Annotated in this window: 17 protein-coding genes; 13 read left to right on the top strand and 4 right to left on the bottom strand. The window is 35.5% G+C overall.

Annotated features, from left to right (window positions below):
- The first annotated feature begins 174 nt into the window (after window positions 1-174).
- The 10 genes from AC1DMU_RS01420 to AC1DMU_RS01375 all read left to right on the top strand — a co-directional run bounded on the left by AC1DMU_RS01420 (window position 175) and on the right by AC1DMU_RS01375 (window position 7,157).
- Entirely contained in the window at window positions 175-411 is a 237-nt protein-coding gene (locus tag AC1DMU_RS01420; RefSeq protein WP_000055151.1) for a YkuJ family protein, read from the top strand.
- A gap of 215 nt (window positions 412-626) precedes the next feature.
- Complete coding sequence (locus tag AC1DMU_RS01415; protein WP_087985092.1) at window positions 627-776, top strand: hypothetical protein; 150 nt, start codon at window positions 627-629, stop codon at window positions 774-776.
- A 74-nt stretch (window positions 777-850) separates the two neighbouring features.
- Entirely contained in the window at window positions 851-1,369 is a 519-nt protein-coding gene (locus AC1DMU_RS01410) for a ribonuclease H-like YkuK family protein (protein WP_000896655.1), read from the top strand.
- Between the two features lie 108 nt (window positions 1,370-1,477).
- On the top strand, window positions 1,478-1,669 hold the full coding sequence (gene abbA / locus AC1DMU_RS01405) for an antirepressor AbbA (RefSeq protein WP_048546142.1): 192 nt from the start codon (window positions 1,478-1,480) through the stop codon (window positions 1,667-1,669).
- A 161-nt stretch (window positions 1,670-1,830) separates the two neighbouring features.
- Entirely contained in the window at window positions 1,831-2,274 is a 444-nt protein-coding gene (gene cbpB / locus AC1DMU_RS01400) for a cyclic-di-AMP-binding protein CbpB (RefSeq protein WP_000623572.1), read from the top strand.
- Between the two features lie 142 nt (window positions 2,275-2,416).
- On the top strand, window positions 2,417-3,301 hold the full coding sequence (locus AC1DMU_RS01395; protein WP_002008407.1) for a LysR family transcriptional regulator: 885 nt from the start codon (window positions 2,417-2,419) through the stop codon (window positions 3,299-3,301).
- 71 nt (window positions 3,302-3,372) lie between these two features.
- Window positions 3,373-4,095, top strand: a complete 723-nt coding sequence (gene dapD / locus AC1DMU_RS01390) for a 2,3,4,5-tetrahydropyridine-2,6-dicarboxylate N-acetyltransferase (RefSeq protein ID WP_000783245.1) — start codon at window positions 3,373-3,375, stop codon at window positions 4,093-4,095.
- Between the two features lie 61 nt (window positions 4,096-4,156).
- Complete coding sequence (locus tag AC1DMU_RS01385; RefSeq protein WP_000301171.1) at window positions 4,157-5,287, top strand: N-acetyldiaminopimelate deacetylase; 1,131 nt, start codon at window positions 4,157-4,159, stop codon at window positions 5,285-5,287.
- 254 nt (window positions 5,288-5,541) lie between these two features.
- Entirely contained in the window at window positions 5,542-6,408 is an 867-nt protein-coding gene (locus AC1DMU_RS01380; RefSeq protein ID WP_046956446.1) for a hypothetical protein, read from the top strand.
- An 83-nt stretch (window positions 6,409-6,491) separates the two neighbouring features.
- Complete coding sequence (locus AC1DMU_RS01375) at window positions 6,492-7,157, top strand: potassium channel family protein (RefSeq protein ID WP_000504032.1); 666 nt, start codon at window positions 6,492-6,494, stop codon at window positions 7,155-7,157.
- Window positions 7,158-7,195: 38 nt separating this feature from the next.
- Here the strand turns inward: AC1DMU_RS01375 and rnjA are convergent, their stop codons facing one another.
- Both rnjA and AC1DMU_RS01365 read right to left on the bottom strand, forming a co-directional pair.
- A complete protein-coding gene (gene rnjA, locus AC1DMU_RS01370) occupies window positions 7,196-8,863 on the bottom strand; it encodes a ribonuclease J1 (RefSeq protein ID WP_000670370.1) in 1,668 nt (555 codons plus the stop codon).
- A gap of 4 nt (window positions 8,864-8,867) precedes the next feature.
- Window positions 8,868-9,080 carry a DNA-dependent RNA polymerase subunit epsilon gene (locus tag AC1DMU_RS01365; RefSeq protein ID WP_048546139.1) on the bottom strand — a complete coding sequence of 71 codons (213 nt, stop codon included), beginning with the start codon at window positions 9,078-9,080 and terminating at the stop codon, window positions 8,868-8,870.
- Between the two features lie 547 nt (window positions 9,081-9,627).
- Here AC1DMU_RS01365 and AC1DMU_RS01360 point away from each other — a divergent pair.
- The gene (locus AC1DMU_RS01360; RefSeq protein ID WP_000998280.1) at window positions 9,628-10,401 is read left to right on the top strand and encodes a Cof-type HAD-IIB family hydrolase; all 774 of its coding nucleotides are present in this window, start codon (window positions 9,628-9,630) and stop codon (window positions 10,399-10,401) included.
- 60 nt (window positions 10,402-10,461) lie between these two features.
- Here AC1DMU_RS01360 and def read toward each other — a convergent pair whose 3' ends face one another.
- Both def and AC1DMU_RS01350 read right to left on the bottom strand, forming a co-directional pair.
- Window positions 10,462-11,016, bottom strand: coding sequence for a peptide deformylase (gene def, locus AC1DMU_RS01355; RefSeq protein ID WP_076539891.1), 555 nt, complete (start codon window positions 11,014-11,016; stop codon window positions 10,462-10,464).
- A 165-nt stretch (window positions 11,017-11,181) separates the two neighbouring features.
- Window positions 11,182-11,328 (bottom strand): YjcZ family sporulation protein, encoded by a 147-nt coding sequence (locus AC1DMU_RS01350; RefSeq protein ID WP_000274561.1) that lies wholly within the window; start codon window positions 11,326-11,328, stop codon window positions 11,182-11,184.
- A gap of 513 nt (window positions 11,329-11,841) precedes the next feature.
- Here AC1DMU_RS01350 and pdhA point away from each other — a divergent pair.
- Both pdhA and pdhB read left to right on the top strand, forming a co-directional pair.
- On the top strand, window positions 11,842-12,957 hold the full coding sequence (pdhA, locus tag AC1DMU_RS01345; RefSeq protein WP_000536893.1) for a pyruvate dehydrogenase E1 component subunit alpha: 1,116 nt from the start codon (window positions 11,842-11,844) through the stop codon (window positions 12,955-12,957).
- A gap of 3 nt (window positions 12,958-12,960) precedes the next feature.
- Entirely contained in the window at window positions 12,961-13,938 is a 978-nt protein-coding gene (gene pdhB / locus AC1DMU_RS01340; protein ID WP_000068162.1) for a pyruvate dehydrogenase complex E1 component subunit beta, read from the top strand.
- The last annotated feature ends 52 nt before the right edge of the window (window positions 13,939-13,990 follow it).

Raw genomic sequence — 13,990 nt, 5'->3', positions numbered from 1 at the left:
AGAAGGGAAAAGATGTTCTTTCTGTTTTTTCCTTCGCATTTCGACAAATTTTTAGTTGAGTTTCTGGCCAATAACCTTTATCCTAGACTGTGGAACATTTTTTCTGTTATGACGGATAGAATGAGTATAGCTGTAAAACCTATTGGTAGGAAGATCAGAGAAAGGAGAGATTTCATGTCTCTACTCCAAGGAATTTTAACTCGACTTGTTAGTCTACAAGAACAAGCTGAAAGCGGTGAAGTAGCACAACGCTATTTTGAAGTGAACGGTGAGCGCAAATGTAGCGTGAAATTTTTCGATAAAAGTGAAATGTATGAGTTAGAAGTGTATCAACAAGGTGAAAAACCTCAAGTGTATCAATTCGATAATATCGATATGGTTGCAATTGAGATTTACGATATCATTTCTTGATACATATAAAAAAGGTGTTGCCATATGGCAACACCTTTTTTAGTTCTATTACTTTTTAGCATATATGTATAGGGAGTTTTCATTTTTCCTACAATGGTAATAAAGTGAAATTGTAATCAGTGGGGCTTCTTCGTCCTATACTGAATATTAGTCATCACCAATTGGTTGTTTACAGATAGCAAAAGCGAGATAAAAATAACGAGGAGGTGTGTTGTATGGAACGTTTACCAGTTGTGCTTTGTCCTAAATGTCACAATTCTGCTGAGATTATTCATGTATTAACAGCTCAATCGAATCAAAATGTAATTTATACGTGCCAAGTTTGCCATTATGTAATTCGAAATATTGAAACGAATAAAGGATAGGAAGTTATAATTTTTATTTTTGTCCCATACAATGAGAATACGAAAAGTCTGTCTAATTGAAAGGACGTGACTATGTGGCCGGTGAACATACATTTTATAATGTTTCAGAGAGACATTTAAATTTTGATATGGTCTTTAGCCGTATTTGTAGTTTTATTGAAAAGGATCCACGAAATTTATATCGCTTATCCATTGGGACAGACTCACAAGCACATCAAAAGGATACGAGGTTTATTACGGCAATTCATATTCATCGCGTTGGAAAAGGTGCCTGGGGGTGTTTACACCATAAATCAGTGAAAGATAAGCCAGCAACTTTACGTGAGAAAATATATTTAGAAACGCAGTTTAGCCAAGAGATCGCATGCCTATTTACTCCAAATCATATACAAACAATATGGGATTTATTGCATCCATATGCTCAAGAGGGAGCTGGATTTATAATGGAAATTCACTTGGATATCGGAAATGATGGTTTAACAAAAGAATTTATTCTAGATATGACAGCGAAAATTCAAGCGATGGGATTAACTGCAAAAATTAAGCCAGATGCTTATGCGGCGTTTAGTTATGCAAATCGATATACGAAATAAAAAACAATTTTTATATATCCTTTGCTAAAAACTGAATATTACATCTATTAAATAGGTTGGAAATTATATATAATAAGAGTAACGATGCGAGTATAAGGAGAGGGGTATATGAAAAGGGAATTTGTTTTAACAGAAGAAGAAGAGAGTTTGTTACTAGATATTCTATTTCAGCAAAATTATGCGAGTGAAATTTTAGCTGTGGAAATTACAGATATTGAGAATGGTTTAAAACAGACAGATGTGACACAATATAAAAAAATCACAAGGTTATTTTACAGATTAAAAAATAAGGGGTATTAAGCGCTACCGGGATGGTAGTCTTTTTTTTGTGTTGTATGCTAAAATAGCTGTGTAATTTTGTTTTTATTGAAATAAAGTAAGGACAAAATAATAATATGAAAACGCTGTCATAAAATATGAATAGATTCGGTGATTAAAAGTAGGAAAATGGGGGATGTAATATGATTAGTATTCCGAAAGACGAGTTTCAACAAATTTTTGTGAAAGATTTAATGATTTCATCAGAAAAAGTAGCACATGTCCAAATGGGGAATGGTTTAGAGCATGCTTTACTCGTTCTTGTGAAATCTGGATATTCGGCGATACCTGTTTTGGACCCGATGTATAAATTGCATGGGTTAATTAGTACTGCTATGATTTTAGATGGTATGTTAGGGTTAGAACGTATTGAGTTTGAAAGACTTGACGAAATGAAAGTAGAACAGGTGATGAAGGAAGACATTCCGGTTCTTAAGTTAGAAGATTCGTTTGCAAAAGCTTTAGAAATGACAATTGATCATCCTTTTATTTGCGCTGTCAATGAAGATGGGTATTTTGAGGGGATTTTAACACGTCGGGCTATTTTAAAATTGTTGAATAAAAAAGTAAGGCAACATAATCGATAATGTGAGAAAAGTGACTTCATAGAAGCGGAGAAGTCACTTTTTTTTCGTGCATATCAGTTGTGTATGTATTATATTTAAAAAGATAAAAAATATAAGAGTATATAGTTAAATTAAGGATGAAAAGCTTATTGAGATAAGGTGTATGGAAGCTAAGGAAAGAGGGAGAAAGTTGCAAATTGATGATTTTCAAATGATGGTTGTGTTAGCTCAGGAATCAAATATGAGAAAAGCGGCGGAACGTTTATTTGTTTCACAACCTGCGCTTAGTCAACGATTACAATCTATGGAGAAACAATGGGGAATGAAGTTTTTTATTCGCTCACAAAAAGGATTGACAATTACACCTGAAGGGGAAAAAGTCGCAAATTATGCAAAAGAAATGCTGCAAAAGGAAGAGGATATTAAAAGTGAGCTAGCTGTTTTTAGAACAGAAACTCACGGAACGTTAAAAATAGCTGTTGCATCAGTTATTGGTCAATATTGGCTTCCTCCTGTTTTGAAGAAGTTTGTACATAAATACCCTTCTGTGAAAATATCGCTGTTTACTGGCTGGAGTAGTGAAGTACAAAAGCAATTTTATGAAGGGGACGTTCATGTTGCTATATTGAGAGGAACACAAGAATATAAAGGTCAGAAGCAACAATTATTTGAAGATGAACTTTATTTAGTGGATAAAGAAATAAAAGATATTACGATGTTAAAAGAAACAAATAGACCATTTATTCAATTTAAAAGTGATTCGACTTATTATGGACAAATACAAAATTGGTGGTATGGTTTATTTTCTAATCCACCTAAGAGAACAATTGTGGTTGATCAAATTGAGACTTGCAAGCAACTCGTTTTAAATGGTATAGGTTATGCTCTTTTACCTTCTACTGTTTTAAAAGAAGTACAGGAAAATATGTATAAAACACCTGTTCAATTAACGAGAGAAACATGGTTATTGACGAGTGAATCGGCCAGACAATTGAAGCAAGTAAGGGCATTTTTAGAAATTATAGAAGAAATTCAAATGGAAAAATAGGATTATTATCTTGCTACTCGCTCTATCGTTTGGTAGAGTAACATTATAAATGGATTTAGGAGGCAACAAGAATGAAAATGATGGACGCTAACGAAATTATTTCGTTTATTCAAAAAAGTGAAAAGAAAACTCCTGTAAAGGTATACATAAAAGGGGATTTAAAAGAAGTAACATTCCCTGAAACGGTACAAGCATTTGTAAATAAAAAGTCTGGTGTATTATTTGGAGAATGGTCTGAAATTAAGACAATTCTTGATGAAAATAGCAAGCACATCGTTGATTACGTTGTTGAAAATGACCGTCGTAATTCTGCAATTCCAATGCTTGATTTAAAAGGTATTAAAGCTCGTATTGAGCCAGGCGCGATTATTCGTGATCACGTTGAAATCGGCGACAACGCTGTTATTATGATGAATGCAACAATTAATATCGGTGCTGTAATTGGTGAAGGTACTATGATTGACATGAACGCGGTACTTGGTGGACGTGCAACTGTTGGTAAGAACTGTCACGTAGGTGCAGGTGCAGTACTTGCAGGTGTTATTGAGCCGCCTTCAGCAAAACCAGTTATCGTTGAAGATGATGTTGTAATTGGTGCAAACGTAGTTGTGTTAGAGGGAGTTACAGTAGGTAAGGGTGCAGTTGTAGCAGCAGGAGCTGTTGTAACAGAAGATGTACCTCCATATACAGTTGTTGCCGGTACTCCAGCACGTGTAATTAAAGAGATTGATGAGAAGACAAAAGCAAAAACTGAAATTAAACAAGAGCTTCGTCAATTAAACCCAGAGAAATAAACACAAAAAAAGCGTAAGAGCATAACAGGCTCTTGCGCTTTTTATAGATAGAGGTGCAAAAATGGCAGTAAGCAAATTCGTTCAAATTCGTAGAGACTTACACAAAATACCGGAAATTGGATTTAAAGAGTGGAAAACACAACAGTATATTTTAGATTACATAGGAACGCTTTCGAATGAATATGTGGAAGTGAAAGTATGGAAAACGGGTGTCATTGTTAAAGTAAATGGAAAAAATCCAGAAAAAATTATCGGTTATCGCGCAGATATAGACGGTTTACCAATTACCGAAGAAACTGGATATGAGTTTGCTTCTATTCATGAAGGAATGATGCATGCATGTGGACACGATTTGCATACAACAATCGGTTTAGGCCTTCTAACAGCAGCTGTAACAGAAAGAATAGATGATGACCTTGTGTTTCTATTCCAACCAGCTGAAGAAGGGCCAGGAGGGGCTCTTCCTATGTTAGAGAGTGAAGAGTTAAAAGAATGGAAGCCGAATATAATTCTTGGTCTTCATATTGCACCTGAATACGCTGTAGGAACAATTGCCACAAAAGAGGGGCTATTATTTGCAAATACATCAGAGTTATATGTTGATTTGAAAGGGAAAGGTGGACATGCAGCCTACCCGCATACTGCAAATGATATGATTGTAGCGGCAAGTCACCTTGTTACACAACTTCAATCCGTTATTAGTCGTAATGTGAATCCTCTTGATAGTGCAGTGATTACAATCGGAAAAATAACAGGTGGTACAGTTCAAAATATCATAGCAGAAAAGTCTCGGTTAGAAGGAACGATTCGAACTTTATCAGTGGAATCAATGAGGCGTGTTAAAAGTAGGATTGAGGCAATTGTTGCAGGTATAGAAGCTTCCTTCCAATGTGAAGCTGTTATTGACTATGGAGCGATGTATCATCAAGTATATAACCATGAAGTATTAACGAGAGAGTTTATGCAGTTTGTAAGTGAACAAACTGATATGAATGTAATTACATGTACTGAGGCAATGACAGGGGAAGATTTTGGTTATATGCTTCAAGAGATTCCTGGATTTATGTTTTGGCTTGGGGTAAATTCAGAATATGGTTTACATCATGCAAAATTAAAACCAGATGAAGAGGTTATTGAGAAAGCTATCGCATTTTTAGATCAATATGTAAAGTGGAAAGGAACTAGAAAGTAAACTCGCTCGCCAACTTTGAAAAAACTTACAGTGGGTACTTGTTAGTTCCAAGACGAAAACATCTTTCATATTTGTTTTGGATACACATGGGCATACAAATGGATAAAGTAATGAGCAGCGGTTTTGAGCCGCTGCTCATTATTCATTATCGCTTATTGAGAAGATGATTAGTTAACTAGCTTATATATGTTTACATTTCGTGTAGAAAGTGTGTAAAATCAAGGTGAAACATAGAAAAAAGGGTGGGGAATTACGTGCAAATTAGCAGTGCAATGTTGTGTTTCGTCTTATATGCGTATGTTATTATTGCGGCGGTGTATTTTGGGATAAGTTTTTATGCCTACCGTTTAGTAGATAATCACGAATATGACGAAACATATAAATGGGTGAAAAGATATTTATCACCTGTATTAGAAATTATGAATGGGTTTGTGCTCTTTTTATTTATTGGATTAATTGCTTTCTCGACGAGTTTAGTAGGGAATAAAACGACATTATTTGTACTAGGTATCATTATTTTTATGTTGTTAGGGATACGGATTGGTAACACAGTGTTTTGGAATGAAAGAAAAGTAGATGGTTGGACTGGAATGTTAATCCCGTGTATGTTAGCGGCTATCGTGACAAACATAGAGCATGAGTATTATCAATTACATTTTTGGCTTATTATCGTTTTAACAATTCTTTCAGTTTTGTACATAAGTACGGTAGTACTCACATACATTGCACATGAAAAAGGTGATGTTAAAGGAACACGCTTCTTTAGAGGGCGAGCATTATTTTGGAGTGTGCCAACGATGGCTGTTATAGGAATTATTGCGATATTAGTAAATGGATATCAATTTACTAATTGGCAACTGTTTTTAGAAAATTGGTGGATTTTCATTATTTCGTTTATCGCTTTTTTAGGTGCAACACATTATTTATTCCATCAACATCATTATATATTGGCATTGCTATTCGCATTTACACAACTATTATTTGCTTTCTTCGGACAAGAAACGTTATTATTCGTTTTTGAAACATTTAGTTCATTTGGAAATATATTTGTATTTGGTATGTTAATTTTCAGTATCGCATTTTATTTACAACAGTATTTTTATATGCAAAAACAAAAATAAGAATGATATACAGGTTTTTGTAGCAAATCTAAAGTATGTTACAATAAAAATACATAGTATTCGATGTTATTGGAGGAATTCCTGTGGGTGAAAAAGAGAAAGAATTTGCTGTCATTGGCCTTGGACGTTTTGGTGGAAGCATTTGCCGAGAACTCGCTCAATTAGGTATGGAAGTAATGGCAATTGATTCAGATGAAGATAAAATTAATGAGTTTGCAAATATAGCTTCACATGCTGTAATTGCAGATTCAACAGATGAGATGGTATTAAAAAGTCTTGGTATTCGTAATTTTGATCATGTAGTCGTTGCTATTGGAGACAATTTAAATTCAAGTATTTTAACAACATTAATTTTAAAAGAGTTAGGTGTAAAAAATATTACTGTAAAAGCTCAAAATGATTACCATGAAAAAGTGTTAAGTAAAATAGGGGCAGATCACATTGTGCACCCCGAGCGTGATATGGGAAAAAGGATTGCTAATAATATTGCATCAAGTAATGTATTAGACTATCTTGAGCTTTCAGATGAGCATAGTATTGTAGAGATTATTGCAAATAAAAAAATTGATGGTCATTCTTTAATCGAATTAGATATTCGTGCGAAGTTTGGATTGAATATTGTAGCGATTAAACGTGGTAAAGAAGTTATTGTATCTCCTCGAGCTACGGAAAATATTCAAGCGGGAGATATATTAATTGTAATTGGTCATGACGATGAAGTAGATCGTTTTAAACACTTTTTAAGATAAGAGAAAAGGACAATACCATGAAGGTATTGTCCTTTTTCTTATATTTCCATAATGATTGGTAAAATCATTGGGCGACGTTTCGTTTTCTCATATAGGAATGGTGCTAATGTATCTGTAATTTCATTTTTAATTTCAGACCATTGTGTTGTTTTACGCTCCATTACTTTTTCTAAATGAGTTGTAATTAATGTTTGAGCATCATTAATTAAATCACTACTTTCGCGCATATACACAAAACCACGTGAGATAATATCAGGTCCTGCTGCAACTTTAAACTCTTTCATATCAATGCTTACAACTACAATAACAAGTCCTTCTTCAGAAAGAATACGACGATCGCGTAACACGATATTACCGATATCTCCAATACCATTTCCGTCAATATAGACAGATCCAGATGGTATTTTACCAGCTACGCTTGCTTCATCAGAACGAAGAGCAAGAACATCTCCATTATCCATGATGAAACAGTTTTCTTCTGGAATACCACAATCGTTTGCTAACTTCATATGCATACGTTGCATGCGGTATTCACCATGAATTGGCATGAAATACTTCGGTTTAATTAGACGAAGCATTAGTTTTTGTTCTTCTTGTCCACCGTGTCCACTCGTATGAATGTTTGACAGTTTTCCGTGGATTACATCAGCACCAGCACGATACAACATGTTAATTGTACGGCTTACACTAATTGTATTACCAGGGATTGGTGAAGAAGAGAAAACAACTGTGTCGCCAGGAATGATTTGAATTTGACGATGAGTACCATTAGCAATACGTGAAAGTGCTGCCATTGGCTCACCTTGACTACCTGTACATAAAATAACAACTTTATTAGCCGGTAGGCGGTTTAGTTGAGCTGTATCTATGAATGTATCCTTCGGACAGCGAATATAACCAAGGTTTTGTCCGATTTCAATCGCCGCTTCCATACTGCGACCGAACACAGCCACTTTACGATTGTTTTCAACAGCCGCTTCAACAACTTGTTGTAGACGATGGATATTTGATGCAAAGGTTGCAAAGATAATACGACCTTCTACTTTGCGGAAAATATCTTGAATACTATCACCAACACGGCGCTCAGACATTGTAAAGTTTGGAACTTCACTGTTTGTACTGTCAGATAAGAGACAAAGTACGCCGTCTTTTCCGATTTCAGCCATTTTTGTTAAGTCCGCTGGTTCACCGACTGGTGTGAAATCAAATTTGAAATCGCCAGTATGAACAACTTGTCCTTGAGGTGTTTTCACAACAACTCCGTATGAATCTGGGATACTGTGAGTTGTACGGAAGAAGGAAACAGATGTCTTTTTAAATTTAATAACATCATCTTCTTGAATTTCATAAAGTTTTGCTTTACGAAGTAATCCGTGCTCTTCTAATTTGTTTTTGATTAGTGCAATTGCTAATTTTCCGCCATAAATCGGGATGTTTACTTGACGTAATAAGTAAGGAATTCCACCGATATGATCTTCGTGACCATGTGTAATGAATAATCCTTTAATTTTATCTTCGTTTCGCACAAAATAAGTGTAATCTGGTATTACATAATCGATTCCGAGGAGTTCGTCTTCTGGAAATTTAATTCCAGCATCAATAATAATAATTTCATCTTGAAATTGAACAGCATATGTATTTTTACCGATTTCACCAAGTCCACCTAAAGCAAAAACGGCAGCTTGATCATTCTTTAGAAATTTCATATGACTATACGATTTCCGCTAATATTAAATCAGCGTTTTCTTTTTCATATTCAAGATGAGCACCAGTAACAGACTGAACGAACTCGATATTATATGCGAACTTATTTAATTTCTTACGAACATCCTTTTCAGACGTAGCCTCTAAATATAAAACTTTTGTATTTTCACGTACTGGAACCTCAGTCAATTTTACTTGATAAAATACTTTAAAAATCATTTGGAAAACCTCTCCTTGTCTATGTTTTGCATTATCTGTTACTTATTATAAAGCAAACAGTCACGATTTTCATGTTTTTTCGAATGAGAATGAAGAAAAAGCCCGAAATGGGCACAATTTAAGCGATTGTCTTTTTACGGACTAGATCTTTTAAATAACGCTTGAGCTTTTTCTTCAGCTTCTTCAGCATGATTACTCCTTCCTTTCCTTATTTAAAACATGCATATTACTAGTGAAAACTCCGTCTCTGATATAAGAAAGAAGACAAAAGTGAATGTTGAATCTTGTCCTTTCTCATACAGGGAAAGTTATTCTATAGTAACGATTAGTAGCCGTTAGTTATAGGTATAGTATGAGAAAGAATAGAAAAGAAAATTCATACGAACAAGTATCCACATTTTTTACTAATATATATATGCAGGTTTCATAAATAAGGTCAGAAAGTGAACGCTTTCTTCACAGATGTTTAATATGTTATACTTTTTTTTAGAATTTGAAAAGCGATAATCAAAATAGGAATATAGAGTAACAGAAAGGATTTTGACAAATGAATGATAAAATTGTCTTTTTTGATATTGATGGAACATTATTAGATCATGATAAGAAGATTCCGCAATCTACACGAGATGCAGTAAGACATTTACAAGAGAAAGGTGTGCATGTAGCAATTGCGACAGGACGTGCGCCATTTATGTTTGAAGATATTCGTGAGGAACTCAATATACATAATTATGTTAGCTTTAATGGACAGTACGTTGTATTTGAAGATGAGGTAATATTTAATAACCCGTTACATCCAGCTGCCTTACATAAGTTTACTCAGTTTGCAAAACAAGAAGGATATCCACTTGTATATCTTGATCATCAAGAAATGAGAGCATCGGTGGAATATCATGATTATGTGAAGGAAGGTTTTGGAAGCTTAAATTTTGAGCATCCGGCATATGAACCTGATTTCTATGAGAAACGTAATATTTATCAAACACTTCTTTTCTGTGAAGTGAATGAAGAAGAAAAGTTTATTAATCATTATCCAGACTTTCATTTTATTCGCTGGCATGCATATTCAATGGATATTATTCCGAATGGTGGTTCGAAGGCAAAAGGAATTGAGAAATTCATTGAAAAATTAGGATTTAACCGTGAACAAGTGTATGCATTTGGAGATGGTTTAAATGATTTAGAAATGATCGAAGCAGTTGGGACAGGTATTGTGATGGGTAATGGTCATGAAGACTTGAAAAAACTTGCAAATCACGTGACAAAGGATGTTAGTGAAGACGGCATATATCATGGATTAAAATGGGCTGGATTGCTATAAGTGAATATGGAACCCATTTCATATAAAAAAAGGCGGAAGATTAACTTCCGCCTTTTTTTATTATCGCTCTAAAGGTTTTGAATCGTCAGGAGCAGCAAATGGATTTTCTTTATTAATGTGATCATAGAACATAACACCATTTAAATGGTCAATCTCATGCTGAAATACGATTGCTGGTAAACCTTTTAAACGTAATTTTACTTCTTCGCCGTTGATAGATGTTGCTTTCACTGTAATTCTTGTGTAACGAGGGACATAACCAGGTACTTCGCGGTCTACTGATAGACAGCCTTCTCCACTTTGTAAATATGTACGTTCAACAGAATGACTAATGATTTTTGGGTTGAATAATGCATGACTATATAACGTACCGTCCGTATCAGTTACATGAACCGCAATCATTTTCTTCGAAATACCGATTTGTGGAGCCGCTAATCCGATTCCAGGGCGCAAACTATATTTTTCAGCCATTTCAGGATCTTGGCTATTTATTACAAATTCAATCATTTCTTTAAGGGTAGTTGTATCTTCTTCGCTCGCCGGCATTGATACCTCTTCTGCAACGTTTCGCAAAATAGAATCTCCTTCGCGAATTACATCTTTCATTGTAAGCATATGTAATCTCTCCTTTCTTCTTTAGTCTACCAAAGGAGGTGGAAAAAGTCATCGACAAGTAGGGAAGCACTTTGGAAAGTGTTTTACTATAGAATATTTATGTATGTAATAAAAAGAAAAGACGGCAAAGCCGTCTGTTTCTTTCCATAGTTGTTTCATTTTACATTAGCGAATGCAAGCAGCACCAACGATAATTAAAAGAATAAACAACACAACGATTAAGGCGAAGCCGCGTCCAGACCCGCCACAAGAACCGCCATAACCGTAGGATGGATTTGAACAAGTTGGATAGCAATATGAGTATCCGTACATGAGATGACCTCCTTTATCATTTCCCGCTAACACTGCGGTTACTATAATGTATGGAGGGAAGGATAGAAATGTATGGGTAATTACCTATAAAAGGAAGAAGAGTTTGTATATTTTTGCTAAGAAGAGAGAAAAACTAAAGAGAATTAAATCGTTTACATATTATTCTAAGAGAAAAAATAAGTTGAAAAGGGAATAATATAACAGTAGGTTAATGCTTACTAATACAGATGTGAAAAATAAAAACACGTTTGTGTAGAAGAAACCTGCAGATTATTTATAAAAAAACGTATCCAAAGTAATTGACATCGTAATTAGAATAGTTGTAAACTAAAAAACGTGATCAAGATTGTATTAATATGTTTCTGAAAAAACATTAGTACAGATTGTTAGGTACACAAAATTATTCTCAACCGACAGATAAATTTGTTGGTTTACATTGTTGCGTTTTCAGTCTAGCTAATAGATAGTGAAAGCGTTTCAGAATATGGTTCAAGAGAGGAAGAGGTGAACGGAATGGGTACTAAAACAAAAAAGACCCTATTTAATGTTGATGAGCAAATGAAAGCTATCGCAGCTCAATTTGAGACATTACAAATTTTAAATGAAAAAGGCGAAGTTGTGAATGAAGCGGCTATGCCTGAATTATCTGATGATCAATTAAAAGAATTAATGCGCCGTATGGTGTATACTCGCGTACTAGATCAACGTTCTATTTCTTTAAACCGTCAAGGACGTTTAGGTTTCTACGCACCAACAGCTGGACAAGAGGCTTCTCAATTAGCAAGTCATTTCGCACTTGAAGCAGAAGATTTCATCTTGCCAGGATATCGTGATGTGCCACAATTAGTATGGCACGGTTTACCATTATACCAAGCATTCTTATTCTCTCGTGGACATTTCATGGGTAACCAAATGCCTGAGAATGTAAATGCACTTGCTCCACAAATCATTATCGGTGCGCAAATCATCCAAACTGCTGGTGTTGCGTTAGGTATGAAACTACGTGGGAAAAAATCTGTTGCAATTACTTACACTGGTGACGGTGGTGCTTCACAAGGTGACTTCTACGAAGGTATGAACTTTGCGGGTGCATTCAAAGCTCCAGCAATCTTCGTTGTACAAAACAACCGTTATGCAATCTCTACTCCAGTAGAAAAGCAATCTGCAGCTAAAACTGTAGCACAAAAAGCAGTAGCAGCAGGTATTTACGGAATTCAAGTAGACGGTATGGATCCATTAGCTGTATACGCAGCAACTGCTTTCGCTCGTGAGCGTGCAGTAAACGGAGAAGGCCCTACTTTAATCGAGACTTTAACATTCCGTTACGGTCCACATACAATGGCTGGTGATGACCCAACTCGTTACCGTACAAAAGATATCGAGAACGAATGGGAACAAAAAGATCCAATCGTACGCTTCCGTGCATTCTTAGAAAACAAAGGCCTATGGTCTCAAGAAGTTGAAGAGAAAGTAATCGAAGAAGCAAAAGAAGATATCAAACAAGCAATTGCTAAGGCTGACCAAGCTCCAAAACAAAAAGTTACTGATTTAATGGAAATCATGTACGAAAAAATGCCTTACAACTTAGCTGAACAATATGAAATTTACAAAGAAAAGGAGTCGAAGTAAGCCATGGCTCAAATGACAATGATTCAAGCAATCACTGATGCTTTACGCGTTGAAATGAAAAATGACCCTAACGTACTTGTGTTTGGTGAAGACGTTGGTGTAAACGGCGGTGTATTCCGTGCTACTGAAGGTTTACAAGCTGAATTCGGTGAAGATCGTGTAATGGATACTCCACTTGCAGAGTCTGGTATTGGTGGACTTGCAGTTGGACTTGCATTAGAAGGCTTCCGTCCAGTTCCAGAAATCCAATTCTTCGGTTTCATTTATGAAGTAATGGATTCAGTTTCTGGTCAATTAGCTCGTATGCGTTACCGTTCTGGTGGACGTTGGACTGCTCCAGTAACAATTCGTTCTCCATTCGGTGGCGGTGTTCATACTCCTGAACTACATGCTGATAGCTTAGAAGGATTAGTGGCTCAACAACCTGGTCTAAAAGTTGTTATTCCATCTACTCCATACGATGCAAAAGGTCTTTTAATCTCTGCGATTCGTGACAACGATCCAGTTATCTACTTAGAGCATATGAAATTGTACCGTTCATTCCGTCAAGATGTACCAGAAGGCGATTACACAATTGATTTAGGTAAAGCTGATATCAAACGTGAAGGTACAGATGTATCTGTTATCGCTTACGGTGCTATGGTTCATGCTGCATTAAAAGCTGCTGAAGAACTTGAAAAAGAAGGTATCTCTTTAGAGGTAGTTGACTTACGTACAGTTCAACCATTAGATATCGAAACAATCATCGCTTCTGTTGAAAAAACAGGCCGCGTAGTTGTAGTTCAAGAAGCACAAAAACAAGCTGGTATTGCAGCTAACGTTGTAGCGGAAATTAACGACCGTGCAATCTTAAACTTAGAAGCTCCAGTTGTACGTGTTGCAGCTGCTGATACAGTATTCCCATTCTCTCAAGCTGAGAGCGTATGGTTACCAAACCATAAAGATATTGTTGAAGCTGTTAACAAAGTAATGAACTTCTAATTTTTAGCTTTTCATGTGCAAAAGAAATCAGCACATGCTGGTTTCTTTTGTA

The organism is Bacillus sp. 01N45 (genome assembly GCF_056399205.1).
Note: the sequence above shows the minus strand (reverse complement) of the source record. Positions and strands in the feature narration are given on the sequence as shown.